This window comes from Marisediminicola senii (assembly GCF_011057645.1).
GTDB lineage: Bacteria > Actinomycetota > Actinomycetes > Actinomycetales > Microbacteriaceae > Marisediminicola > Marisediminicola senii.
Genome location: NZ_JAALGE010000024.1, coordinates 1 through 24,132, shown reverse-complemented (window position 1 = coordinate 24,132; position 24,132 = coordinate 1). Strand labels below are relative to the sequence as shown.

General features: G+C 69.2%; 25 protein-coding genes. 9 read left to right on the top strand and 16 right to left on the bottom strand.

The features are described from left to right. Positions 1–219 precede the first annotated feature (219 nt). The gene (locus G5S38_RS09155; RefSeq protein WP_165067612.1) at positions 220–1,935 is read left to right on the top strand and encodes a coiled-coil domain-containing protein; all 1,716 of its coding nucleotides are present in this window, start codon (positions 220–222) and stop codon (positions 1,933–1,935) included. Between the two features lie 19 nt (positions 1,936–1,954). Beyond that, positions 1,955–3,004, top strand: a complete 1,050-nt coding sequence (locus tag G5S38_RS09150; RefSeq protein WP_165067608.1) for an AI-2E family transporter — start codon at positions 1,955–1,957, stop codon at positions 3,002–3,004. Positions 3,005–3,012: 8 nt separating this feature from the next. Here the strand turns inward: G5S38_RS09150 and G5S38_RS09145 are convergent, their stop codons facing one another. From G5S38_RS09145 to rpsB, 9 genes are all read right to left on the bottom strand, one after another. Continuing rightward, entirely contained in the window at positions 3,013–3,723 is a 711-nt protein-coding gene (locus tag G5S38_RS09145; protein ID WP_165067606.1) for an alpha/beta hydrolase, read from the bottom strand. Beyond that, positions 3,724–4,035 carry a hypothetical protein gene (locus G5S38_RS09140; RefSeq protein WP_165067603.1) on the bottom strand — a complete coding sequence of 104 codons (312 nt, stop codon included), beginning with the start codon at positions 4,033–4,035 and terminating at the stop codon, positions 3,724–3,726. 36 nt (positions 4,036–4,071) lie between these two features. Beyond that, positions 4,072–4,761: an aggregation-promoting factor C-terminal-like domain-containing protein gene (locus G5S38_RS09135; RefSeq protein WP_235928984.1), complete on the bottom strand. Its 690-nt coding sequence runs from the start codon at positions 4,759–4,761 to the stop codon at positions 4,072–4,074. Between the two features lie 141 nt (positions 4,762–4,902). Further along, a complete protein-coding gene (locus G5S38_RS09130) occupies positions 4,903–5,454 on the bottom strand; it encodes a DivIVA domain-containing protein (protein ID WP_165067601.1) in 552 nt (183 codons plus the stop codon). Between the two features lie 94 nt (positions 5,455–5,548). Then, the gene (locus G5S38_RS09125; protein ID WP_201276638.1) at positions 5,549–6,538 is read right to left on the bottom strand and encodes a phosphatidate cytidylyltransferase; all 990 of its coding nucleotides are present in this window, start codon (positions 6,536–6,538) and stop codon (positions 5,549–5,551) included. Further along, positions 6,539–7,093 (bottom strand): ribosome recycling factor, encoded by a 555-nt coding sequence (gene frr / locus G5S38_RS09120; protein ID WP_165067598.1) that lies wholly within the window; start codon positions 7,091–7,093, stop codon positions 6,539–6,541. 34 nt (positions 7,094–7,127) lie between these two features. Then, positions 7,128–7,862 carry a UMP kinase gene (pyrH, locus tag G5S38_RS09115; protein WP_165067643.1) on the bottom strand — a complete coding sequence of 245 codons (735 nt, stop codon included), beginning with the start codon at positions 7,860–7,862 and terminating at the stop codon, positions 7,128–7,130. A 106-nt stretch (positions 7,863–7,968) separates the two neighbouring features. Then, positions 7,969–8,796 (bottom strand): translation elongation factor Ts, encoded by an 828-nt coding sequence (tsf, locus tag G5S38_RS09110; RefSeq protein ID WP_165067595.1) that lies wholly within the window; start codon positions 8,794–8,796, stop codon positions 7,969–7,971. Positions 8,797–8,806: 10 nt separating this feature from the next. Beyond that, entirely contained in the window at positions 8,807–9,832 is a 1,026-nt protein-coding gene (gene rpsB, locus G5S38_RS09105; RefSeq protein ID WP_165067592.1) for a 30S ribosomal protein S2, read from the bottom strand. A 358-nt stretch (positions 9,833–10,190) separates the two neighbouring features. Here rpsB and G5S38_RS09100 point away from each other — a divergent pair, with 358 nt between their 5' ends. After that, a complete protein-coding gene (locus tag G5S38_RS09100) occupies positions 10,191–10,781 on the top strand; it encodes a murein hydrolase activator EnvC family protein (protein ID WP_165067589.1) in 591 nt (196 codons plus the stop codon). A 53-nt stretch (positions 10,782–10,834) separates the two neighbouring features. Here G5S38_RS09100 and G5S38_RS09095 read toward each other — a convergent pair whose 3' ends face one another. From G5S38_RS09095 to G5S38_RS09070, 6 genes are all read right to left on the bottom strand, one after another. Then, complete coding sequence (locus tag G5S38_RS09095; RefSeq protein ID WP_165067586.1) at positions 10,835–11,746, bottom strand: tyrosine recombinase XerC; 912 nt, start codon at positions 11,744–11,746, stop codon at positions 10,835–10,837. A gap of 16 nt (positions 11,747–11,762) precedes the next feature. Next, a complete protein-coding gene (locus tag G5S38_RS09090) occupies positions 11,763–12,701 on the bottom strand; it encodes a phosphodiesterase (RefSeq protein ID WP_165067583.1) in 939 nt (312 codons plus the stop codon). Between the two features lie 118 nt (positions 12,702–12,819). After that, entirely contained in the window at positions 12,820–14,916 is a 2,097-nt protein-coding gene (locus tag G5S38_RS09085) for a bifunctional metallophosphatase/5'-nucleotidase (RefSeq protein WP_165067580.1), read from the bottom strand. 148 nt (positions 14,917–15,064) lie between these two features. Beyond that, entirely contained in the window at positions 15,065–16,609 is a 1,545-nt protein-coding gene (locus tag G5S38_RS09080; protein WP_165067577.1) for a tripartite tricarboxylate transporter permease, read from the bottom strand. Next, positions 16,609–17,262 (bottom strand): tripartite tricarboxylate transporter TctB family protein, encoded by a 654-nt coding sequence (locus tag G5S38_RS09075; protein ID WP_165067574.1) that lies wholly within the window; start codon positions 17,260–17,262, stop codon positions 16,609–16,611. Before G5S38_RS09075 ends, G5S38_RS09080 begins: the two co-directional genes overlap by 1 nt. Then, on the bottom strand, positions 17,259–18,239 hold the full coding sequence (locus G5S38_RS09070; RefSeq protein ID WP_165067641.1) for a Bug family tripartite tricarboxylate transporter substrate binding protein: 981 nt from the start codon (positions 18,237–18,239) through the stop codon (positions 17,259–17,261). Before G5S38_RS09070 ends, G5S38_RS09075 begins: the two co-directional genes overlap by 4 nt. Positions 18,240–18,364: 125 nt before the next feature. Between G5S38_RS09070 and G5S38_RS09065 the strand changes: the two genes are divergently transcribed. The 3 genes from G5S38_RS09065 to G5S38_RS09055 all read left to right on the top strand — a co-directional run bounded on the left by G5S38_RS09065 (position 18,365) and on the right by G5S38_RS09055 (position 21,421). Then, the gene (locus G5S38_RS09065; protein WP_165067571.1) at positions 18,365–19,618 is read left to right on the top strand and encodes a sensor histidine kinase; all 1,254 of its coding nucleotides are present in this window, start codon (positions 18,365–18,367) and stop codon (positions 19,616–19,618) included. Further along, the gene (locus tag G5S38_RS09060) at positions 19,615–20,424 is read left to right on the top strand and encodes a response regulator (RefSeq protein WP_235928983.1); all 810 of its coding nucleotides are present in this window, start codon (positions 19,615–19,617) and stop codon (positions 20,422–20,424) included. Before G5S38_RS09065 ends, G5S38_RS09060 begins: the two co-directional genes overlap by 4 nt. A 67-nt stretch (positions 20,425–20,491) precedes the next feature. Next, complete coding sequence (locus G5S38_RS09055; RefSeq protein ID WP_165067568.1) at positions 20,492–21,421, top strand: acetamidase/formamidase family protein; 930 nt, start codon at positions 20,492–20,494, stop codon at positions 21,419–21,421. 66 nt (positions 21,422–21,487) lie between these two features. On the opposite strand, the gene G5S38_RS09050 is transcribed toward G5S38_RS09055, so the two are convergent. Continuing rightward, the gene (locus tag G5S38_RS09050; protein WP_407943838.1) at positions 21,488–22,276 is read right to left on the bottom strand and encodes a DNA-processing protein DprA; all 789 of its coding nucleotides are present in this window, start codon (positions 22,274–22,276) and stop codon (positions 21,488–21,490) included. A 278-nt stretch (positions 22,277–22,554) separates the two neighbouring features. On the opposite strand from G5S38_RS09050, the gene G5S38_RS09045 reads away from it, so the two are divergent. The 3 genes from G5S38_RS09045 to G5S38_RS09035 form a co-directional block, all read left to right on the top strand. Further along, positions 22,555–23,565, top strand: a complete 1,011-nt coding sequence (locus G5S38_RS09045) for a tyrosine-type recombinase/integrase (protein WP_235928982.1) — start codon at positions 22,555–22,557, stop codon at positions 23,563–23,565. Then, positions 23,565–23,918, top strand: coding sequence for a helix-turn-helix domain-containing protein (locus tag G5S38_RS09040; RefSeq protein WP_201276637.1), 354 nt, complete (start codon positions 23,565–23,567; stop codon positions 23,916–23,918). The genes G5S38_RS09045 and G5S38_RS09040 overlap by 1 nt, the downstream gene beginning before the upstream one ends. After that, positions 23,911–24,132: hypothetical protein (locus G5S38_RS09035; RefSeq protein WP_165067565.1), on the top strand; the 222-nt coding region annotated here is incomplete at its 3' end. The genes G5S38_RS09040 and G5S38_RS09035, both read left to right, overlap by 8 nt.

Below are 24,132 nucleotides of genomic sequence, written 5' to 3'. Positions count from 1 at the left end.
CCGCGCGGTTCCGCCCCCCTTCGCCGGCCGGTGAGAAGGCCCAGCGCATGCGGTTCCGCACCCCTTCGCCGGCCGGTGAGAAGGCCCTGCGCGTGCGGTTCACCGCAACCCGCGAGGCCGCCCCGCGACGCGGCTGAATCCTCCGGTCGGCGTCGACGGGCGCGTGGTTACACTCGGAATGTCATGCGGTCCGGCACCGGATGGCGTCGAGGAGAACCCGTGAGCGACGACGAGACCTTCAGCACCGCGATGCGCGGCTACGCGCGCGACGAAGTGGACAGGGCGATGCTGGAGCTCCGCCGGGATCTCGCGACCTCGGAACGCGATCGTGCTGCTGCGGTGCGCGAGATCCGCGAGCTGCGCCGCACCGTCGAGGACCTCCGCGGGGAGGTCAGCGAGGTCGGCTCCCCCACCTACAGCGGACTCGGCTCGAAGCTCGAGAACATGCTGCGCGTCGCCGGGGAGCAGTCGAAGCGCGTCATCAGCCAGGCCGATGCCGAGGCCCAGCGCATGCGGCAGGGCGCGCAGGCCGAGGTGCTCGCCATGCGGGCCGAGGCAGCGCACAACGCGGAGGCGACCATCGCGCGCGCGACCGCCGAGGCTGACGACATCGTGGGGCGGGCCGCCGCCGACGCCGACGCGCTCCGGCAGCGGGCCGAGGCGGACGCGGCACACGTCGCGGAGGAGGCACTGCGCGACGCGGCATCCATTCGGGCGGCCGCCACCACCGAGGCCGCCGAACTGAACGTCGAGGTGCGACGCACCGTCGCGGTGGTGCAGCAGGAGGCGGACCGGGATGCTGCTGAGCTGAGGGCCACCGCGGCACGCGAGGTCGCCAGGGCCAGGGACGACGCCGCCCGGCTCGCCCGCGAGACGGAGCTGGCCAGGGCGGATTTCGCGAGCGTCGACGAGAAGCAGCGTGGCGACCTCGCACGGGACATCGACCGCGGGCGCGCAGACCTCGCCCGCGAGGTCGACACGATCACCGCGCGGCTGGCCGCAACGGTGCAGCAGACCACCGCCGACCTCGACCGCGAGGTCATGGCGGCACGCGAGGCCCTGGTCGTCGAGCAGAACGCGGTGCACGCGGCGCTCGACGAGGAGACGGCGGCGAGGCGGGCGGCGCTCGACGCCGAAGAGGAGCGCGCGCGCAGGATCCTCGCGGCGGAGGACGCCGAGGCGCGGGCCGCGCTGGCGACCGAGGTGGCGAATGCCAGGGCGACCGTCGAGCGCGAGCGGGCGGCCACACTCGCGGCGCTGGCCGATGAACTGGCGCTGAAGCGTTCGACCCTCGACCGGGACGTCGCGGCAGAGCGCGACGCCGTGGCGCGTGAGGCGGCCGCGGCCCGGGCCGAGCTCGCCGTCGAGATCGACGCGGCGCGCGCGGCGCTCGACGCCGACACCGCCCAGCAGCGCGCAGACCTGAAGCGCGAGGCCGAGGAACTGCGCTCGGTGCTCACTCTCCAGCGCACCGAGACCGGGGAGGCCATCGTGGCCGCCGCCGCGCAGGCGACCCACGACCTCGAGGTGACACTCGCGGCCAGGCGCGACGACGCGGAACGGGAGCTTCTCGCCATGCACCGCACCGCGGCCGCCGACCAGCGCCGGTACCTCGACGATGCTGCGCGCCAACTCGCCGCGACGCTCGACCGGGCGCAGCAGACCAGGGACGAGGTGGATGCCGCGGTCCGCGCGGCCAGCGACGAAGCCGCCGCAACGCGGGCCGCCGCCCGCGCCGACGCCGACCGGATCCTGGCCGAAGCACAGGCGCGCGCCCGCGAGATCGTGGTGGAGGCGAACGACCGGGGCAACGGGCTCGTGGCCGAAGCTGAAGACAGCCTGAGCGAGCTTAGGATTGAGCGCGACGCCATCGCGGGATACTTCGAGAGCCTTCGCGGGGTGCTGTCACAGGTGGAGAACTCTCCAGCCGATTAGCCCGACCGGGAGACACCGAGTGAAGATCCAGAATGCGTTCCGGTTCGGCCTGTTCGGGGGGCTCGGCGTCCTCCTCGCCATCGCCATCGGGGCGGCAATCACCTCGCTCGCCACCATCCTCACCTACGTGGGGGCCGCGATCTTCCTCGCGCTCGGCCTGGACCCGTTCGTCACCTGGCTCGAGAAGAAGGGCATGAAGCGCCCGTTCGCTATCGTCATCGTGCTCAGCGGAGTGCTCGCCGTCGTCGCGGGCCTCGTGCTCGCGATCATCCCGGTCATCGCCGACCAGGTCGACACCCTGGTGCGGGCGATCCCTCCCCTCGTCGCGAGCATCGAGGACAACTCTCTGATCGAGGACATCCAGCGCAACTTCCCCTGGCTCGACACGCAGACGGTGCTCGACGAGGTCAGCACTGCCGTGCAGCAACCGACCTTCATCGGCAGCCTCGGCGGCGGCGTGCTGCAGGCCGGCATCACGATCGCCACCGGCCTGACGGGTGCGCTGATCGTCACCATCCTGGTGCTGTACTTCATCGCGTCGCTCGCCAGCCTCAAGCGCGGCCTCTACGAACTGGTGCCGGCGTCGAAGCGCGAGCGCTTCATCGACCTCTCCGAGCAGATCAGCGACTCGGTCGGGCGCTACGTCGTCGGCCAGGGCACCCTCGCGTTCGTGAACGGCGTGCTGTCGTTCATCGTGCTCACCTTCGTGTTCCAGGTTCAGTACTCGGCGCTGCTCGCGTTCATCGCGTTCCTGGGCTCGCTCATCCCGCTGGTCGGAACCATCACCGCGTCGATCGTCATCACCCTCGGTGTGCTGCTGTTCGACGGGCCGCCCACCGTGTTCTGGGTCGCCGGCTACTACCTCGTCTACATGCAGGTCGAGGCGTACGTGCTGAACCCGCGCATCATGACCCGCGCCGTGCAGGTGCCCGGCGTCGTCGTCGTCGTCGCGGCCCTCGCCGGGGGAACGCTGCTCGGCATCCTCGGGGCGCTCGTCGCCATCCCGGTGGCGGCGTCGATCCAGATCGTCGTGCGGCAGGTCGTCGTGCCGCGCCAGAACGAGTTGTAGCTCCCCTGCTACTCGTTCCACTCCTCGGGGAGCGGGAGTACGCCGGGGTTGAGCCGCGCGACGATCTCGGTGAGCACGCGCCTGGTCTGCGTCTCGCCGACCCACAGGTGCTTGCCGCCCTCGACCGGGACCAGGTCGGCGTCGGGCACGCTCGCGAACCTCTGTGCAGCCTCGGCCGGGCGCAGGTAGTCGTCGAGCTCCGGCACGACCACGACGAGCTGGCGGTCTGCGCCGCTCCAGCGCGACACCTCCGCGTCGCTCGTGCGATGCAGCGGCGGGGAGAGCAGGATCGCGCCGACCATGTCGTGCTCGAGCCCGTGCTTGAGTGCGACCTCGGTGCCGAACGACCAGCCGAGCAGCCACGGGTCGGGCAGTCCCCGCGCTGCCACGAATTCCATGGCGGCCGCGAGGTCGTGGCGTTCCTCGATGCCCTCGCCGAACTGTCCGTCTGACGTGCCGTGCGGTGAGGTCACCCCGCGAAAGTTGAAGCGCAGCACCGCGATGTCAGCGAGTGCGGGCAGCCGGGCGGCAGCCTTGCGAATGATGTGGGAATCCATGAACCCGCCGGCGGTGGGCAGCGGGTGCAGGGCGACGATGGTCGCGACCGGTTCGACCGCCTCGGGCAGCGAGAGCTCGCCGACCAGCGTCAGGCCGTCTGCGGTGACGAGTTCGATGGCCTCGCGGCGGGCGGGGAGCTCGACCCCTCCGGTGATCTGCATTCAGCGTCCTATCTTCCAGCAGTGGGTGTGCCAGTGGCGGCGGCCGGCGACGTCGTCCGCCTCGCCCATCAGGCCGTCGGCACGCCAGCAGACGACGTGGCCGGTGCCCGGCGTTATGGACAGGGTGCAGCCGGGGCAGACGTAGGTCTTGGTGGCGGATGCCGGCGCTATCGCCTGCACGTTCCACTGCTGGCCGCGGCGCGTCTCGATACGCGAGCTGTTGTAGACCCCACGGGGCGACTCGTCGTCGTCCGCTCCCCACGACCGTGGGTCGTTGCCGCGCGAACGGCGGGGGCGGTTGCTGCGGGGCATGGGGTCCAGTCTATGGAGCGCCCACACCGTGCCCGATCAGTACCAGTTCTTGGCGATGCTGTGGTTCCAGGCGCCACACGGGGTGCCGTAGCGCGCGGTGATGTAGCCGAGGCCCCAGGTGATCTGCGTGGCCGGGTTGGTGGCCCAGTCGGCACCGGCGGTGGCCATTTTGCTGCCGGGGAGCGATTGCGGGATGCCGTATGCGCCGCTGCTCTTATTCTCGGCGAAAGTGTTCCAGCCGGACTCCTTCTTCCACAGCGACACGAGGCAGCTGAACTCGGCGTCGCCCCAGCCGCGGGCGACGACCATCTCGTAGGCGATGGCCTGGGCGCTGCCAGGGTCGGGCACGCCGGCGGCCGGTGCGGGAGCTGCCGGGCGCGGGGCCGCGGGCGCGGCTGCGGAGCCGGACCCAGAGCCGGAAGACGATGACGCGGACGGTGCTGGTGCCGGTTCCGGCACGACGACGGGCTCGGGAATCGGGATGGGCTTGGCGGTCACGCCGTACTCGTCACGAACGACCTGGGTCTCGTAGGTGGCGTCGATGGCGTAGGCCTGCGTCGGGAGGGCCTCGACCTCGGACATCACGGCGGCGACGGCGACCTCGGTCTGCGCCATGGGCGAGGTGACCGAGACGAGCACGAAACTGAGGGCGGCGAACGACGCGAAGACCGGCAACGCGGCACTACGGCGGAGCTTGCGAGCCGGTGCGGAACGGGGCCGGAACACCGGGCCCGCCTGTGCGGGCGATTCGGGTCGAGAAGCGGGGGCTCCGGCGACTCGATGCGAACGCTGGACCACTAGTGAATTCTCGTGACGACCCATATTCGCTCGACTTTAGCCCACGATCGCCGGATCGGGAAATGCCGGTCAGCGAACGGCGAGCATGACGTCGATGACGGCATCGATGACCAGGTCGACCTGCGGCTCGCTGTAGCCGCCCCTCCGGGAACGGAATGCGGCGGTGCGCACCTCGGTGATGGTGAGCGGAACGCCGTCCCTGAAGTAGGCGACCAGCAGGTCGGCGAAGGCGTCGACGTCGCCGACGTGGTACCCCGCGGTGAGGCGTCCCGCACGGGTGAAGCGCTCCCCCGCGGGCCTCGCGAGCCGGTCGAGGATCTCCTGCGCACGCACGCGAGCGTCGGCGTAGTACGCGTCGTCCCCGCGCTGCTTGAGGGCGCGCTCTCGTTCACGGAGGGCGAAGGCGTCTTCGAGGCGCTCGAGCGCGGCATCCACCGTGTCTGTCTCGTACCCGCCCTTGATCAGCTCGAATGCGGTGTGCCGGATGGTCTGGGAGGTGATGACGCCGTCGCCGACGGCGCCGGCGTCGTAGGCCCGCCTGGCCTCTTCGAGGAAGTCCTCGACCTGCTCGACCCTGTACCCCAGCCGCGGACGACGCGTGCGCGGAAACGTTGTACTCACCAGGCCATTCTGCCCTACCGCCGGGAAGCGCCCGCGCGGGCGGTCCACCCGGCGCGTTGCCACGCGGGGTCGCGTGCGCTGCCGTCGCCGGCGGTCAGGGCGCGAAGACGACGAACAGCGCGTATGCGACGGCGGCGCTCGGCAGCACCGAGTCGAGCCGGTCGAGGAATCCGCCGTGGCCGGGCAGCCAGGTACTGATGTCCTTGATGCCGAGATCGCGCTTCATGAGCGACTCGGCGAGGTCGCCGACGGTGGCGGATGCCACGATCAGCACGCCGAACACGATGCCGAACCACCACGGCTGGTCGAGCATGAGCAATCCGAGCAGCACGCCGGCGACTATCGCGACGGTGACCGATCCCGCAAAGCCCTCCCAGGTCTTCTTGGGGCTGATGCGCGGGGCCATCGGGTGCTTGCCGAACAGCAGGCCGCTCGCGTAGGCCCCCGTGTCGGTGGAGATCACCAGGATCAGGAAGGCGAGGGTCCACCACTCGCCGCCGTCCTGCGCCGCGAGCAGTACCGCGAAGCTGCCGAGGAGTCCGACATAGGTCTGAATGAGTACGCCTGCGCCGACGTCCTTCCAGAGGTCCTGGCTGCCGGTGCGCGTCGCCGCGGTCGCCTGGCGCGCGATGCGCCACAGCGAGATGAGCAGCAGGCCGGCGAGGTACGCGAACCACTGCCCGTCGTTGCCGAGGTAGAACGCGGTCGGCACCATGGCGACGGACGCGATGACGGTGGGGATGCGCGGAACGTCGCGCCCCGCGAATCGCAGCGCGCTGGCCAGTTCGAACGAGGTGAACGCGATCAGGCCGACCGCGACGATCATGAACAGCGACTTGACCAGGATGAGGCTGAGCAGCACGCTGCCGCCCAACCCCAGGCCGATCAGGATCGCGATCGGGAGGTTACGGCCGGTCCTCGCCTCGATGCGTTCGTTCGTGGCATCCAACTGGGCCCTGGTCGCGGCGACCTGGTGCCGGATCTCTTCGCGGGTCGCCTGTGCCCTCGCCTCGAGGTCGTTTCGGCCGAATCGGCGTCGAGCCTGCTCTCGCGGCGGATCGGGTACTTCTGGCGCGTCTGACACTTAGACCTCGAAAAGCTCGGTTTCCTTCTTCTTGAGGGCGTCGTCGATGGCGTCGATGTGCGACTTAGTGACGGACTCGAGTTCCTTCTCGCCGCGGCTCACCTCGTCGTCGCCGACCTCGCTCTTGAGGGCGTCGAGGTCGTCCTTGGCGCGGCGGCGGATGTTGCGGATCGACACCTTGGCGTCTTCGCCCTTGGAGCGCACGATCTTGACGAACTCGCGGCGACGCTCCTCGGTCAGCTCGGGCAGCGTCACGCGCACGATGGTGCCGTCGTTGCCGACGTTGGCACCGAGGTTGGGGGCGTTGACGAGGGCACGCTCGATCTCTTTGAGCGCCGCCTTGTCGTAGGGGGTTACGACGAGGGTGCGGGCCTCGGGGTTCTGCATGCCGGCGAGCTGCCCGAGCGGGGTCGGGGTTCCATAGTAGTCCACGAGGATCTTCTGGAACAGGGCGGGGTTCGCCCGTCCGGTGCGCACACCGGAGAAGTCCTCCTTGGCCGCCTCGACGGACTTGTGCATCTTGTCTTTAGCCTCGGCCAGTACGTCGGAGATCACGCTGTTCCTCTCGAGAGATGGTTCGGAAGTGAGTTTAGTTGGAGACGAGGGTGCCGATGCGCTCGCCACGGATGGCGCCCGCGACGTTGCCCGCCGGGTTCATGCCGAAGACGACCATCGGCATGAGGTTGTCCATGCACAGGCTGAACGCGGTGGAGTCGACGACCTTGAGCCCGCGCACGAGGGCCTCCTGGTAGGTGATCTCGTGGATCTTCGACGCGGTGTCGTCTTTGTTCGGGTCGGCGGAGTAGACCCCGTCGACGCCGTTCTTGGCGACGAGCACGACGTCTGCGCCGATCTCGAGGGCGCGCTGCGCGGCGACGGTGTCGGTGGAGAAGTACGGGAGTCCGGCGCCCGCACCGAAGATGACGACGCGCCCCTTCTCGAGGTGGCGCTCGGCGCGGCGCGGGATGTACGGCTCGGCGACCTGGGTCATCGAGATGGCGGACTGCACGCGGGTGGCCGCCCCGGCCTGCTCCAGGAAGTCCTGCAGGGCGAGGGCGTTCATCACGGTGCCGAGCATGCCCATGTAGTCGGCGCGCCCGCGGTCCATGCCGCGCTGGCTGAGCTCGGCGCCGCGGAAGAAGTTGCCTCCACCGACGACGATGGCAACCTCGACCTCCTTCGCGGCGTCCGCGATCTCGCGCGCGATGGCACTGACGACGTCGGGGTTGACGCCGATGTCGCCGCCGCCGAAGGATTCGCCGGAGAGCTTGAGGAGGACGCGTCGACGCTTGCCGTGCTCCGTAGCGGTCGTGCCGTTGTCCATGGTCATTCTGGCTCCCTCGCTGGTGGCTGGTTACAGGCTATGCGTTCGGTGCCCATGAAAAAGGGCCCGGGCCGCCGGAGCGACTCGGACCCTTTCACGCGGGTGGTTACGCGCCGACCTTGAAGCGAGCGAATCCGCTCACCGTGAGTCCGGCGTCCTTGAGGACCTTCGCGACGGACTGCTTGTTGTCGCGGGCGTAGTCCTGCTCGGGGAGCACGACCTGCTTGAAGAAGCCGTTGACGCGACCCTCGATGATCTTCGGAAGCGCGGCCTCCGGCTTGCCCTCGTTGCGGCTGATCTCCTCGACGATGCGACGCTCGGTCTCGACCTGCTCGGCCGGCACCTCGTCGCGGCTGAGGAACAGCGGGTCGGCGAAGGAGATGTGCTGCGCGATGCTGCGCGCGGTCTCCGCGTCGTCTCCCGCGTATCCGACGACGACGCCGACCTGGGGCGGCAGGTCCTTGTTGGTCTTGTGCAGGTAGACGGCGAACTTGTCACCGGAGACGACGGCGACCCGGCGGAGTTCGATCTTCTCTCCGAGGATGGCCGCTTCGTCGCTGATGAGCTCGGCGACGGTCTGCGTTCCGGTCGAGGCAGCGAGGCCCTCCTCCGGGGTGGTGGCCCCGGCGGCGACGATCGCGTCGAGCACGGTCTGCCCGAGGGTCACGAACTTCTCGCCCTTGGCGACGAAGTCGGTCTCGCAGGCGAGCTCGATGAGCGTCGTCGAAGAACCGTTCTCCTTCGCGGCGACGAGTCCCTCGCTGGTGGAGCGGTCGGCACGCTTCGCGTTGCCCTTCGCTCCCTTGAGGCGGAGCAGTTCGGTGGCCTTCTCGAGGTCTCCGCCTGCTTCGACGAGTGCATTCTTGGTCTCGACCATTCCCGTACCCAGGCGCTCGCGCAGGGTCTTGAGGTCTTCCATGCTGAAGTCTGCCATGTGCTGTTCCTTACTTGGCGGCTGCGTCAGCAGCAACGTCGGCCGTCGGGGTCTTCTCTTCTTCGGTGGCTTCGGCCTCGATGCGGGCCTCGGCGTCGGCTGCCGACTCCGGGGCGTGCACGGGGACGATGGTCTCGTCGGCGGCGGCTTCGTGCTCGGCGGCCACGGCGTCGGCGTCGTTCTCGGCGACAGGAGCTTCGGTCTTGGCGGCGGATGCGGCATCCGTGCCGTTCTTGTCGGTCTTCTCGACGGTCTCGGCTGCGGTCGACGGGGTCTCCGAGGCCTGGAGCAGTTCGGCTTCCCACGCGGCCAGCGGCTCGACGGGGGCGTCGCCCTCCTCCGGCTTCTGGTGGCGCTGGATGAGGCCCTCTGCTGCGGCGTCGGCGATGATGCGGGTCAGGAGTCCGACGGAGCGGATGGCGTCGTCGTTACCCGGGATCGGGTACTGGACCTCGTCGGGGTCGCAGTTGGTGTCGAGGATCGCGATGACCGGGATACCGAGCTTGTGCGCCTCGTCGATCGCGAGGTGCTCCTTCTTGGTGTCGACGATCCAGATCGCGGACGGGGTCTTCGTCAGGTTGCGGATACCACCGAGCGAGCGGTTGAGCTTGGTGAGCTCGCGCTTCTTGATGAGCAGTTCCTTCTTGGTGAAGCCCTTGGTGGTGTCGTCGAAGTCGAGCTCCTCGAGCTCCTTCATGCGTGCGAGGCGCTTGGAGACCGTCTGGAAGTTGGTGAGGAGCCCACCGAGCCAGCGCTGGTTGACGTATGGCTGGCCGACGCGCTGCGCCTGCTCGGCGATGGAGCCCTGGGCCTGCTTCTTGGTGCCGACGAAGAGGATGGTGCCGCCGTGGGCGACGGTGTCCTTGACGTAGTCGTAGGTCTTGTCGATGTGGGCGAGCGACTGCTGCAGGTCGATGATGTGGCTGCCGCTGCGCTCGGTCAGGATGAATCGCTTCATCTTCGGGTTCCAGCGGCGGGTCTGGTGTCCGAAGTGCACGCCGCTGTCGAGCAGCTGGCGGATAGTTACAACGGCCATGGCCGTCTCCATTCCTGGCAGGCTGACGCCCGCCTTCTCAGTTTGTCGTCGCTACCGTCTGGCGCGATCCCTGGTGCCCTGGCACACGTCCGCTTCCCGACTCGGAGCCGGAGCTCGTGGCGGGGAGACTGATGGAGAGTGATGCCGGCCCGTCGGTTCGACACTCGGGGAGTGTCGTCGGTCGGAGCCCGTGGGCACGCGTAGTCAGGGCATGGTGATGCGCTGCTCCCGCCATATTAGCACCGGTGGGCACGGCGCGGACGCCCGGTGGCCCCTCCCCCTGCGACCCGCGGCGGATCCCTCCCCCGTGGGTCGTCGCCGCGCTGTGCGGTGCTGCCAGATGGCGCAGAGTCGGGCCATGTCGCTCCCGTCGTCGCCCGCCAGGCCATCCCGGCTTAGTGGTCGCGCGCCGTGGCCCATCACGGTTGCGCTGCTGGTCGCACTCACCCTGGTGCTTCCGGCAGGGCAGGCGTCGGCGGGGGCGGCATCCCCGGCGGGTGAGACCCCACCGGCCGGCGTGGTGTCACCCGATGGCGAACGGTGGAGGTGGCCGGTGGACGGGGCACGCGTGGTCGTGCGTGCGTATCAGGCGCCACCCACGCCGTACGGTGCTGGGCACCGTGGGATCGATGTCGCGGCCTCGGTGGGAGTGCCGGTGGTGGCGTCATCCACCGGTGTCGTGCACTTCGCCGGACGCGTGGTCGACCGCGGGGTGCTCTCGGTGCGGTACTCGCAGGCCGTGATCGCCAGCGTCGAGCCGGTGACCCCGCTGGTCGCGGAGGGGCAGTCGGTCGTCGCGGGTGAGGTGATCGCGACGGTCGACCCCGGGCACTGTGCGACGCCGTGCCTGCACCTCGGCGTGCGGGTGAATGGGGAGTACGTGTCGCCGCTCGCGTTCCTCGAAGGGATTCCGCGCTCGATCCTGCTGCCCACCCGGCCGGATGGGTGATCTCGCGGCGCCGGGTTGGGCGCGGGCGTCGGGTGCGTCAGGCGCGGGCGCGGTCAGGCGCGGGGGTGCGCGGAGCGGTAGCTCTCGGCCAGTCGCTCGGTGGAGACGTGGGTGTAGATCTGGGTGGTGCCGAGGCTCGCGTGGCCGAGCATCTCCTGCACCGCGCGCAGGTCCGCCCCGCCGTCGAGCAGATGGGTCGCCGCGGTGTGCCGCAGCGAGTGGGCGCCCGATGGCCCGCCGCCCGGAATGACGAGCAGCAGCTCGGCGACGAGGGAGTAGACGGCACGGGACCCGAGGCGCCCGCCCCGCGCGCCGAGGAAGACGGCACGCGCGGAGGCCGCCGGGGCTCGGAGCAGCGCGGCCCGCCCGTCGACGAGATAGCGCTCGATGGCCTGCTTCGCCGGCACTCCGAACGGCACGACGCGCTCGCGGGACCCCTTGCCGGTCACGCGCACGGTGAGGCGGCCGAGGTCGATGTCGTCGAGGTCGAGCCCCACCAGCTCGCTCACGCGCAGCGCCGACGCGTACAGCAGCTCGACGACCGCGAGGTCGCGGAGTGTGGCAGCATCTCCCGTGCTGGCGCGGATGCCGAGTGACGACAGCACCCCGTCCATCTGCGCGCGGGTGAGGACCCTGGGCAGGTGGCTGTCGGGCTTCGGCGAGCGGAGGCGGGCGGCGGCATCCATCGGGGTGATTCCGGTGCGGGTGAGCCAGGCGGAGAAGCTGCGTACCGCGGCGGCGCGACGGGCGAGGGTCGCCTTGGTGAGACCGCGGGTGGAGCCCTGCCACAACCAGTCGCGAAGCAGTTCGAGGTCGAGGCCCTCGGTGTCGTTCACGCCGCGCTGGTCGGCGAATGCGCGGAGGTCGGCGAGGTCGGAACCGTACGACCGCACCGTGTGCTGGCTCGACGCGCGTTCGGCGGTGAGGTACGACGCGAAGTCGTCGAGCGCATGGTCGATCTGCATGGTCAGCGCACCCGCCCTAGAGCGCCTCGATGTCGGCCACCGTGTACGGCGACCGCTTGCTGGAGAACGCCTCGAGCCGGTCATGCGGGCTCATACGCGAGAGGTTCTCGAGGAACGCGTCGGTGAACCCGGTCACGGCGGTGAAGTCGCCGACGGGCACGGTGGAATGCACGATCTGGTCGTCGTACACGCTGACCAGGCTGAACGACTGCCCGCCGCTGACCCCGGAGAGCGCTGTCGACGGCGTCGCCACGTCGATCGTGTAGCAGCTGGCTGCCGCGACACTGACCGGGATTCCCGCGAACATGCCGTGCGTCGAGTAGTGCAGGTGCCCGGCGAGGATGCCGCGCACATCGGTGCCGGCGACGACCGCGGCGAGGCGGTCCTGCCGCTGGAGCTCCAGGATCGCCATCACCTCGACGGTGGTCGGGATGGGCGGGTGGTGCATCGCGAGCAGGGTGCCGAGCGGGGCCGGACTGGCGAGCACGCCGGCGAGCCAGTCGAGCTGGGCATCCGACAGCTCGCCGTGGTGGTAGCCGGGAACCGTGGTGTCGATGACCACGATGCGGAGCCCATCGATGTCGTACACGCGGTCGTGGGGCGCAGGCTCGGTCTCGACAGGCTCGGACTCGTCGAGCAGTTCGCGGCGAAAGGCGGCGCGCTCGTCGTGGTTGCCCATGACCCAGATGAGGCGGGTTCCCATGCGGTTCGCGACGGGCTCGACGCTCGCACGCAACCTCCGGTAGGCCCCCGGCTCACCCAGGTCGGCGAGGTCGCCGGTGAAGACGATGGCCTTCGGCGCCGAGCCCGACCGTTCGAGGTGGTCGAGTGCCGCGACGAGGTTCGCCCTGGTGTCGATGACGCCAAACATGCCGTCGTCGTCCCCGCGAAAGTGCGGGTCGCTGAAATGGGCGATGACGAGCGTCGGGGCGGGGTACTGGCCGAGTTGCATCATGCTGCCACCGTATCTTCGCGGGCGGACATCGGCCGGTCAGCCGTTCCGGCCGGTGCCCGCCAAACCGATGACGGCCAGGGCGTTCGCACGCCACCGGCCGTCATCACGGGTTCTGGTATTACGAGGTGGTGCGCGCTCCGCGACGTGCGCGGGCGGTGAGCCAGAGCGCCGCTCCGCCGAGGAACATCAGGAGTGCGGCACCCGCGGCTACGCCGGAGTCGGACGCGCCGGTCGCGGCGAGCTCGCCGGTCGAGGAACCACCGGTGCCGGGCGCGGTGCCCGATCCGCTTCCGGTTCCGGTTCCGGTTCCGGTGCCGGGGGTGCTGCCCGATCCCGTGCCGGTGCCGGTGCCGGTTCCAGTGCCAGGGGCTGGGGTGGTGGGCGTGGGCTCCGGGGCGGGAGTCGGCACGGGGGCCTCGGCGGCCGACGTGATGAGGCTCCAGTTCTCGTCGAAGAAGTCTGCCGGGTCGATGACGCCGCGCTCGGTGGCCCACTCGATGAGCACCTGGCGGATCTCGAGCAGCTCGTCGTAGACGATGGGCGCCTCGGCGACGTTCGGGAACGCTCCCCCGCCGCTCTGGCGGTAGTTGTTGACGGCCATGATGAACACGTCGTCATCGGCGACGGGCGTGCCGTCGGGGTGCGTCAGGTCGCCGATGCGCGAACCGGCGGGCTGGGCGATGTTGATCGTGTAGTCGAGCCCCGAGATCGCGTCGTAGTTGTAGTCCGGGATACCGGTCGGGCGATCGGGCGTGACGGCGTTCGTTCCCGTCGCGGGGTCGAATGTCGCTCCCTCGGCGACCTGCGTGAAGTAGCGGGCCGAGTACTCGAGGTACTCGCGCACCTCGGCGCCGGTCAGCTGAACGCCTCGGAGGGTGTTCTCGTAGATGTAGAGGCCGGCGATGTCCCGAATGGTCACCTGCCCCTCCGGGAACTGCGCGGTGCGCGAGAACGGTGACGCCTGCGAGATGACGGGGATGTCGGCGTACTCGGTTCCGGCGAGCGCGGACTCCACGGTCTCGGCCTGCACGCCGTTGATGAAGTCGATGATCGCGGTGTCTTCGTAGCGCGAGCTCGACGCCGGCAGTGCGGTGACCGATCGCGCGACGGGGGTGTTGACGTACTCGATGGTCTGCTCGTGCTCTGCGGTGAGTGCTTCTACGATCGCCGGGTCCTCGTCGGGGATGTCAGCGGCATAGTGCGCGGTGGCGGTGGGTGCGGCATCCACCGAGAAATCGACTTCGTAGCCACCGTCACCGGCGGGAACCAGCGAGAGGTCGACCTCGGTCACGCTCTGCGCCCAGAAGTAGGGCTGCGTGAGCATGACCTGCTCGCCCGCTACGTTCGTGACGAGCTCGCCCGGGTTGTCCTGGTGGCTGTGGCCGGCGACGAGCACGTCGATGCCGGGCACCTGGTATGCGATGTTGTTCGCGACGTCTTCGTTGAGGTCTGCCGGGTCGTATTCGGCGTCGGGCACGGTGCCCTCTCCGGTGTGGGCGGTGACCACGACGACGTCGGCGAGCTCGTCGACGATGGGCACCCACTGCTTGGCCGCGGTGACCATGTCCTGGAATTCGAGCACGCCGTCGACGTACTGCTTGTCCCACACGCGAACACCCGGGGTGACGAGGCCGATGACCCCGATGGTGACCTGCTCGCCGTCGATGGTGCGCTCGATCAGCGTGTACGGGTCGTGGTACGGCTCGCCGGTGGCGACGTCGATGACGTTGGCGCCGAGCAGAGGCGCGTCGAGGTCGTTCTCGTAGGCGTCAAGCAAGTCGAGGCCGTAGTTGTATTCGTGGTTTCCGACCGTCTGCCCGTCGTAGCCGATGGCGTTGAATGCCTGTGCCATCGGGTGCTCCGTCGAGCCGTCGAGCACGCCAGGTGCCCCGTCGCCGAGGCCGTAGTAGTAGGTGAGGGGCGTGCCCTGGATGGCGTCGCCGTTGTCGACGACCACGACGGATTCCTCGCCGTCCCTGGCGCGCACCTCGTTCACGGCGGTGGCGACCCTGCTGAGCCCGAGGGTCTCGTCGGCCTCGTACGGGGCATCGGCGAAGTAGTCCCAGTTGAAGACGTGCCCGTGGGTGTCGGTCGTCGACATGAGCGTCAGCTGGAGGGAATCTCCGTCGGGGAGGGTCGAGGCAGCGGCGGGCGCGGCGACGGTGACCCCGAGGCACACGAGGGCGAGGCTGCTGGCGGTACGGCGGAAGCGCATCTGGATCCTGTCGGTTCGGTGGGCAACTGTGCCCCGGTTGACACTAGGCGGGGTACGTAAACGGCGTGTTAACTGCGCGAGGTTGTTTCACTTCGCTGGTCGACCTCGCGGTGTGCGAGGTGCCGGCCCGGTGAGGCGCCACGACGGTTCACTTCACCAGCGTGTCGACACCGACCCGGTCGGCCGTTCGTCGCTTGGCCGTGTGCCTGGCGTGCTGCAGCACGCTGACCGTGACGATGACCGCCAGCAGCGCGTACAACACGATTGTGATGGGCGAGGAGAGCAGCACCGACGGGTCTCCCTCCGAGACCGCGAGGGCCCGACGCAGCTGCGTCTCGGCCAGCGGCCCGAGGATCGCGGCGATCAGTACCGGCGCGACGGGCAGGGAGAACCTGCGCATCACGAAGCCGACGATGCCGATCGCCAGGGCGAGCCACAGGTCGACGATGCGCGACGCGATCGCATACAGGCCGAGCATCGCGACGACGGAGATACCCGCGTAGAGGTAGTGGCGCGGAATGACCAGGAGCTTCGCCCACACTGCCGCGAACGGCAGGTTGATGACCAGCAGGATCACCAGGCCGAGGAACAGGCTCGCGAGCAGCGGCCAGACCAGGTCGCCACTGCGCTCGAAGAGCAGCGGGCCGGGCTGCATGCCGTACTGCTGGAATGCGGCGATCATCATGGCGGCGGTCGCCGACGTCGGGATGCCGAGCCCGAGCAGGGCGCCCATGGCCGATCCGGCGGTGGCATTGCCCGCGGCCTCCGGACCCGCGACGCCCTGGATGGAACCGCGCGTGCCGAAGTCGGGGTCGCCGCGACGCCTGGCCAGGCGCTTCTCCGTCCCGTAGGCCAGGAAGGTGGGAACCTCGGCGCCCCCGACGGGAATCGCCCCGAACGGCACGCCGAATGCGGTGCCGCGCAGGAACGCGGGGAGGATCATGCGCCACTCCCGAGCGGAGGGCAGCGGGGAACCCGTCGGCGTGACCATCGCCCCTGGACCCCCGGAGCGGCGGATGTACGAGCCGACGTGCAGCACCTCCCCCAGAGCGAGCAGGCCGACGGTGATCACGATGATGGAGATCCCGTCGAAGAGAACGGGGCTTCCGCCGGTGAACCTCTCGGTACCCGTCATCCCGTCGATACCGACCATCGCGAGCGCGAAGCCGAGTCCGAGCGACACCAGGCCGCGCACGATCGAGTCGGCGACGACAGCCGAAATGGCGACGAACGCGAACACGGCGAGCGCGAAGTATTCCGCCGGGCCGAAGACGGTCGCGAGTCGCACGATGAACGGGGAGAAGAAGACGACGAGCACGCAGGAGATCGTGCCCCCGAAGAATGCGCCGATCGCGGCCGTACCGAGGGCCTTCGCCGCCCGGCCGTCCTTCGCCATGCGGTGGCCCTCGAAGGTGGTCGCGATGGCCGAGGAGTTGCCTGGGGTGTTGAGCAGGATGCCGGAGGTGGAGTCCCCGAACAGCCCGCCGAAGTAGATGCTGGCGAACATGATGAACGCGCCAGTGGGATCGAGGCTGAAGGTCACCGGGAGCAGGAGCGCGACGGCCATGGCTGAGCCGAGCCCTGGCAGCACCCCGACGGCGGTGCCGAGGATGGCGCCGATGACGAGGAAGAGGAGGTTCTGCGGCGTGAACGCGACTTCGAAGCCGCCGAGCAGGAGCGCGAGCTGGTCCATCAGAGCACCCCCGCCAGGAAGCCACCGGGCAGGGAGAGCCCGAGGCCTGCGCCGAAGGCCAGCTGCACGGATGACGACATGATCGCGGCGATCGCGATGTCCATGAGCGGGCGGGTGCTGCCGAAGGCCCACGCGATGACCCAGAACAGCGCGGCCGCGGAGATCAGCCAGCCCACCACCGGGAGGATGACGATGAAGCCAGCGAAGGCGCCGATGGTGATCAGCACGGTCTTGCGGTCGGAGCCAGAACGGGCCGGTGAGCCGGAGTCGGTGGTCGTGGCGGCGTAGTCCTCCGGGGAGACGACCCGGATCTCGCTGGTCTCGTCGATGCGACCGAGGTCGCGCAGCATCTCGTCGGACATCTCGACCGGGTCGTCTCCGACGTGTGCACGCTGGGGAGACCGCCAGACCTCGATGGCGAGCGCGATGGCCGCCGCGTAGAGGAAGACGACGACCAGGGCGGGAAAGAACTGCGGGCCGGGAAAGACGTCTTCCTCGCGCACCTCCATGGTGACCGTGCCGTAGAGCAGCACGGTGGCGAGCGCGAGCACGCCCGCGACGACGATCAGTTCACTGCGACCGGTGTACCAGCGCGGCATGCGCTGCACCCGCAGCGCACCCGTCGAGAGCGGTGGCGATTCGTTGATGCTCACAGTCCCAGTTCCTCCACGATCTCTCCCGTGCGTTGTGTCTCTTCGTCGATGAAGGCGGCGAATTCGTCGCCGATCATGTAGCTGTCGACCCAGCCGTTGCGGTCGAGCACCTCGCGCCAGGCCGGGGTGTCGCGAAGCTCCGTAGCCATGGCGACGAGCTCCGCCTCGACGGACTCGGAGATGCCGGGAGGGGCGACGAAGCCGCGCCAGTTCGACATGGCGACGTCGAGGCCACCCTCCCGGAAGGTGGGGATGTCGATGCCATCGACGGGCTCCGGGGCCGAGGTGCCGAGGGCGCGCATGCTGCCCGACTCGATCTGGTCGCGGAACTCGTTGTAGCCAGACAGGCCGGCCGCCGCGGTCTGCGACAGGATCGACGTGACCACCTCGCCCCCTCCCGGGTAGGCCAGGTAGTTGACCTCGGCGGGGTCGGCCCCTACCTCCTGCGCGAGAAGCCCGGCAAGCAGGTGGTCGATGCCGCCGAGCGAGCCTCCCGCTATCGCCGTTCCCCCCGGGTTCGCCGCGAGGGCCGCAGCGAAGTCGTCGAGCGTCTGGTACGGCGAATCGGCGGGCACGACGAGCACGTTGAAATCGTCGGCGAGCCGGGCGATCGGCACCACGTCGTCGAGGGTGACCTGCGAGTCGTTGATGATGATGCCGCCGAGCATCACGCCGCCGGTGACCATCATGAGGTCGTGGCGGTCGCCCATGCCGACGAGCTGGCCGAGGCCGATGGTGCCGGAGGCACCGGGAATGTTGACCACCTGGACTCCCCCGGCGATCCCCTCCACGCGCATCACCTGCTGGCTCTCGCGGGCGAAGGCGTCCCACCCGCCTCCGGGTGCCGCCGGTGCCACCAGGGTCACCTTCGTGCGGGGGCTCGCAGCCCCTCCCGTCGTCGTGGCGTGGGCTGCCGCAGCCAGGAACATGGATGCCGCGATCACCCCGATGATCGTGCCGCTGATGCGTCTCCGCATGGTCACCTCCCGCGCCCCCTTCGTCGTCGAGGAAGGCGTGCCGAGTAGACTGCCACCGAGTGACCGTGGCGCCTGCCCCCGTGGGAATTGCGCTCTTTGATGCTCACGCCGCAGAGGAGTCGATGATGACACCGAGTCGGCCTGTGCTCGCGACTAAGACCAGCATGCTGCTGGTGCTGGTCATGCAGTGCATCGTGGTGCTGTCATGCGTCGGGGTCACCACGCTGGTTGCCGTGACCGTGCAGGAACGCAGCATCCGTTCTGCCACCACCGACCGCGTGCTCGACGTCTCGCGCAGCCTCGCCGACCTCGCGCAGGTGCGCGCCGCGGTGCAGCTCGACGCCGAAACGGCCATGGGCGAGCTGCAGCCGCTGGCCGACACGATCGAGCGCGCGTCTGGGGTCGACTACGTGGTCATCACCGACGCCGACGGCATTCGCCTCACCCACCCCACGGCTTCGGAGCGGGGTCTCCCCGTATCGACCGACCCCTCGAAGGTGCTGGCCGGCGAATCGTTCGTGGGCACCGAATCGGGCACCATCGGGTCGACCCTGCGTGCCAAGGTTCCGGTCTTCGACGGCGGCACCGTGGTGGGAACCGCGTCGGTCGGCATCCTCGAGAGCACCATCGCGCAGGACCTCGACGACGCGATCGGTGGACTGCTGCCGTGGGTGCTTGGGTCGGTGGTGCTCGGCTGCCTGGTGAGTGCCCTGCTGACGGGTGCGCTGCGTCGCAGCGTGCGGCCCGTCGAGGAACGCGCGCGCGAGGCCGAGACCCAGCGACAGATCGCCGGAGCGCTGCGCGACCATACCCACGAGTTCCGCACCCGCCTGCACGTCATCCGCGGGCTCGTCGCGGAGGGCGAATCCGGCGCGGTGCTCGAATACGTCGATCGCCTGGTCCCCCCGACGACGGTGATGGATGCCGCGAGCGCGGTGACCGATCCGGCGCTGCGAACCCTGCTCGACGCCTACGCGGCCGAGTTCGCGGACCGTGACGGCTCCCTCGAGGTCGACCCCCTCACGACCGTGGGTGCGGGGGTTCTCGACGACACCGACCTGCTCGTCGTCAGCAACCTGTGCCGCAACGCGATCGAGGCGGCCGACGGGCGGGTGCGCGTGCTCGCGGTAGCCGACACCACCGACCTGCACGTCGACGTGAATGACGACGGGCCAGGCATCGCTCCGGAGCTGGTCGACCGCATCTTCGAACGCGGGGTCTCGTCGAAGGGCGGCCCGGACGACCGGGGAGTCGGCCTCGACATCGTGCGCCGAGAGGTCGCACACCGCGGTGGGAGCATCACGGTCAGCAGGTCGCCGTGGGGTGGGGCACGCTTCACGGTCGAGATGCCCCTCGCCGTGCGGGACCGGGCGCGGTGACCGGCGACGTGACCGGTGCGACCGGCGCGGTGACCACTGCGGTGACCGGCGACCCCATCAGGACCCTCATCGTGGACGACGATCCCGCCGTGGTGCGGCTGCACAGCGCGTACCTGCGCGATATTCCGGGGTTCGCCCTGGTCGGCACGGTGCGCACGGGAACGCAGGCCGCGCGGTTCGCCTCGAACACCGCGGTCGACCTCGTGCTCCTCGATATGAACCTGCCCGACTTCAGCGGCATCGAAGTGTTGCACCGGCTGCGCCTCGTGCGGGACTGGAGTGTGGACGTCATGGTGGTCAGCTCGGCACGTGACGGGTTCACGGTGCGGCAGGCTCTCGCCGCCCACGTGGTCGGCTACCTCGTGAAGCCGTTCACCCGTGAGGCGTTCGCGGAGCGCCTGACCGAGTACCGGCGCTCGCGCGCGGAGCGGCCGCCGGAGGTGCCCGTGGGGCTGGCGCAGGGCGAGATCGACCGGCTGGTGGCCCCGGCCGCAGACGCGGGCCGCGGGGAGCTCCGCGGCGGGGCGCATTCTCCCGGTTCCGCGATCGGCGGGGCGACCACCGGCCAGCCGCTGCCCAAGGGCCTGTCGGAACCGACGCTGCGCACGATCCTGGACGCCCTGCACCTGACCTCGCCGGTCACCGCCCAGGCGATATCCGCCGCGTCGGGGGCGTCGCCCGCGACGGTGCGGCGCTATCTCGCCTACCTGTCGGGCAACGGGTACGTCGCGGTGTCGCATCGCTTCGGCGCGCGCGGACGCCCTGAAGTGCTCTACCGGCGAGCGTCCCCGGTCCCGCCGAGGTGAGCGCGGCTCCCCGCACGGCGGCACGTCGACACGACCGACGACATTCCACGAGTTAGGGTCCGACACCATGGCACACCATGAGGTTCCCGACGTCTACAACCGGTTGTGGACTCCCGCCCACGAGCCGGTGCTCAGCATCCGCAGCGGCGACACCATCAGCTTCGACGTGCGCGACGCCGCCGACGGCCAGCTCGACGACTATCGGCAGGGTGACCCCATCGTGCCGCGCGACGCCTCCCGCAGCTATCCCCTGCGCGGACCGATCCTCGTCGAGGGTGCGCAACCCGGCGACGTGATCGAAGTCGAACCCCTCGAATTCCAGCCACTCGGCTGGGGCTTCACCGCCAGCCGCCCCGGCGCCGGCCTGCTGCCCGACGACTTCACCGAGCCCTACGTCTACAAGTGGGACCTCACCACCGGCGACACCACCGAGTTCCTCGACGTCGCGACCATTCCCCTGCGCCCATTCCTCGGGGTGCTGGCATGCACCCCGAACACCCCCGACCCACTCCCCGTGATGCCCCCTGGCGACTTCGGGGGCAACATGGACATCCGCGACCTCGTCGTCGGAACCCGCATCTTCCTTCCCGTCGGACTCACCGGCGCACGACTGATGTTCGGCGACCCGCACGCCGCCCAGGGAGACGGTGAAGTCTGCATCACGGCCATCGAAGCACCCCTGGACGGCGCACTGAGGATCACCCTGCACCAGGGACGCTCCATCCCCTCACCGCAATTCCAGACCGCCGGCCCGCTCCAGCCGGGGATCGAGGACCAGGGCTACTACGCCACCACCGGCGTGCGCCCCGACCTGCTCGACGCCGCCAGGGAAGCACTGCGCACCATGATCGACCACCTCTGTTTCACTTACCGCATCGAACCCCACGAGGCATACATCCTCGCCTCCGTCATCGTCGACCTGAAGATCAGCGAGGTGGTCGACGCCCCCAACTGGATCGTCAGCGCCTATCTCCCCCTCTCGGTCATGCACCGATAGCTCTCGGTCGCGTACCGATAGCCGTCGGCCGTGCATCGAAAGCAGTCGGCGCAGCCCCGTGCCGCACTACGTCGACCGCAGCCACCCGTGCTCCCCCCGCCTGGCTGCGCCCTCGAGGTCGAGCGCCCCGAGCACCCCGCGCACGGTCTCGACCGCGAGGCCGCTCCGTGCGGCGATGTCGTCGACGGATCGGGCGGACCGGCTGCTCAGCGCATCGAGCACCCTCATCTCGTCGCCGATGTGTCCGCTGCGACCAGCACCGGTCGACGGGTGCGCCTGCGGGCCCGGGCGCTGCGTCGACCTCCCCCGCCCCTGTGTCCCCGGTGCGGCCCACAGCGGGGCGAGCTCGGCCATCTCATCGGGGTTGGTGACGCAGACGGCAGCGGATTCACGGATCAACCGGTGGCAGCCCGCCGAGGCCGCACTCGTGATCGGCCCCGGCACCGCCCCGAGCGGCCGCCCGATCGTCGCGGCGTGGCCCGCGGTGTTGAGCGAACCGGAACGCCACCCGGCCTCGAGCACGACGGTGGCGAGGCTGGCGGCGGCGATTAACCGGTTGCGGTGCAGGAACCGCCACTTGGTGGGCGGGGCGCCGCACGGCAGCTCGGAGATGACCGCCCCCGTCTGAACGATGCGGGAGAGCATCGCCTCGTGACCGCTCGGGTAGAAGCGGTCGACCCCACCCGCGAGGATTGCCACGGTCACACCGGACGATGCGAGCGCCGCGCGGTGGGCCATACCGTCGATGCCGAATGCCGCGCCGGAGACGATGCAGTACCCGCGGTCGACGAGCCCCGCCGACGCGTCGATTGCGACGCGTTCGCCGTAGGTGGTGGCCGCGCGGGCGCCGACCAGCGAGATAACCGCGCGCTATTCCGTCTGCTGCGTGATCTGCGTGGATACAGGTGTCGGTAATCGTATCGAAGCGGTCGGCCGGGCGGCGCAGTGATGCCAAGGCGTGGCGGATTCGCAATATGAGTCGCGCTTGATGCATTGTTAGTGCATTAGATGGGAGCTTTGGATTGGGTCAGCAGACTGTTCCACATGGTGCTTCGGCGCTTTATTTGGCCGCCGGGGTTTCGTTCCTTCAGGAGGAGGACGCGGTGTTCGCGGCAATGTTGGAGGGTTGGACGATGCAGCAGCGCGGCGGGCGGAACCTGCGCGAGACGTCGGTGAAGACGGTGGTCGGCGTGGTCGAGCGGTTTCAGACTTTCACGGGGGAATGGCCGTGGTTGTGGACTGCCGGAGGTCTTGATGAGTGGATGATGCATCTGGTCGCCGTCCGCAAGCTGGCGCCGTCGACGATCCGTAGTCATCAGCATGCGGTGCGCTCGTTCTGCGACTATCTCATCTCGGAGCACTATGGGTGGGCGGACGAGTGCCTCACCCGGTTCGGGACGCATCCGGTCCAGATCTGCCACGAGTGGAACACGACGAAACATCTGCAGGACTACGAGGGCAAACCGGGACGACGGCCGTTGACGCGGGAGGAACTGCAGATGCTCCTGGATCACGCGGACGGCGAGGTCGACCGGATCCTGGATGCCGGACACAAGGGTGCTCTACCCGCCTACCGGGATGCGACGTTGTTGAAGGTTGCCTACGCCTGGGGTTTGCGGGCAAACGAGGCGGTGAATCTGGACACGACGGATTTTTATCGCAACGCGCACGCGCCGGAGTTCGGAGCGTTCGGTGTTCTCCAGGTCAGACATGGGAAGGCGGCACGCGGTGGCGCTGCGAAGCGACGGTCCGTGATCTCGTTGCGCGGCTGGGCGGTGACCGCGGTGAAGGACTACGTCGAGAACGTCTGGCCGCTGATGCGGGCGGAGGGGTCGAACGCGTTGTGGGTGTCCGAGCGCGGCACCCGGCTGCGGACACGGGAGCTGTCGACTCGATTCGCTCATTACCGGGACGAGCTGGGGCTGGATGCGGGATTATCGCCGCACGCGCTTCGGCACAGTTACGTCACACATTTGGTCGAGGAGGGGGTGGATCCGACATTCGTGCAGCAGCAGGTTGGACACGCCTACCAGTCGACGACATCCATTTACACCGCGGTGAGCGGTGATTTCGCGAACACGATGATGCGGCAGGCGCTCGGGCAGATGCTCCAGGGCCAACCGTCAAAGAAGGAGAAGACCTGATGAGGGTGATCGGATATGAGTGGCGGTTACGGGAGGTTATGGCCGCGGCGGGCATCTTCTCGACGACGAAGCTGGTCCCGCTGCTGCGAGAACGGGGCATTGACTTGTCGACGAGCCAAATTTTCCGACTCGTGACGGAGAAACCGGAACGGCTGAACATGCACGTCCTGGTCGCGCTGATGGACATTTTCGACTGCTCGGCGGACGACCTCGTCGGCCGCGTCAACATGGGGGCTGCAGCGACGAACGCGGCAACCGGGACCGAGAGCGTCAGCAGCGAGCAGGGAACGGCGAGGTTGCGCGAGAGCGGGCTGCGGCCGAAGAGGGCGGAGATTCTGCCGCGCGATGCGTGAGCAGACTGTCTCCGCGATCGCGAACCTGATCGGCGCAGTCGAATCCGGTGTTCCCTTTGAGCGGATCCAGTCGGCGGTCGATGCGGTGCTGGTGAAGCAGCCACCCGCGCTGCGGGTGCTCGCCATTCTTAACGCTGATCCCGGGATGCTGGTGTCGGGGTCGTCGACGATGCCGCGGGCATTGGAACGCATCGTCACAGCGCTGCTCGATGAC

Excerpts from the sequence above, each read along its gene's own strand:
- G5S38_RS09140 (WP_165067603.1), bottom strand. The coding sequence starts at position 4,035 with ATGCCCCGCAGCAACCGCCCCCGCCGTTCGCGCGGCAACGACCCACGG.
- pyrH (WP_165067643.1), bottom strand. The coding sequence starts at position 7,862 with ATGGACAACGGCACGACCGCTACGGAGCACGGCAAGCGTCGACGCGTC.
- G5S38_RS09090 (WP_165067583.1), bottom strand. The coding sequence starts at position 12,701 with ATGATGCAACTCGGCCAGTACCCCGCCCCGACGCTCGTCATCGCCCAT.
- G5S38_RS09065 (WP_165067571.1), top strand. The coding sequence starts at position 18,365 with ATGACACCGAGTCGGCCTGTGCTCGCGACTAAGACCAGCATGCTGCTG.
- G5S38_RS09070 (WP_165067641.1), bottom strand. The coding sequence starts at position 18,239 with ATGCGGAGACGCATCAGCGGCACGATCATCGGGGTGATCGCGGCATCC.
- G5S38_RS09085 (WP_165067580.1), bottom strand. The coding sequence starts at position 14,916 with ATGCGCTTCCGCCGTACCGCCAGCAGCCTCGCCCTCGTGTGCCTCGGG.
- G5S38_RS09055 (WP_165067568.1), top strand. The coding sequence starts at position 20,492 with ATGGCACACCATGAGGTTCCCGACGTCTACAACCGGTTGTGGACTCCC.
- G5S38_RS09095 (WP_165067586.1), bottom strand. The coding sequence starts at position 11,746 with ATGCAGATCGACCATGCGCTCGACGACTTCGCGTCGTACCTCACCGCC.
- tsf (WP_165067595.1), bottom strand. The coding sequence starts at position 8,796 with ATGGCAGACTTCAGCATGGAAGACCTCAAGACCCTGCGCGAGCGCCTG.
- G5S38_RS09045 (WP_235928982.1), top strand. The coding sequence starts at position 22,555 with ATGCAGCAGCGCGGCGGGCGGAACCTGCGCGAGACGTCGGTGAAGACG.
- G5S38_RS09080 (WP_165067577.1), bottom strand. The coding sequence starts at position 16,609 with ATGGACCAGCTCGCGCTCCTGCTCGGCGGCTTCGAAGTCGCGTTCACG.
- G5S38_RS09100 (WP_165067589.1), top strand. The coding sequence starts at position 10,191 with ATGTCGCTCCCGTCGTCGCCCGCCAGGCCATCCCGGCTTAGTGGTCGC.
- G5S38_RS09145 (WP_165067606.1), bottom strand. The coding sequence starts at position 3,723 with ATGCAGATCACCGGAGGGGTCGAGCTCCCCGCCCGCCGCGAGGCCATC.
- G5S38_RS09040 (WP_201276637.1), top strand. The coding sequence starts at position 23,565 with ATGAGGGTGATCGGATATGAGTGGCGGTTACGGGAGGTTATGGCCGCG.
- rpsB (WP_165067592.1), bottom strand. The coding sequence starts at position 9,832 with ATGGCCGTTGTAACTATCCGCCAGCTGCTCGACAGCGGCGTGCACTTC.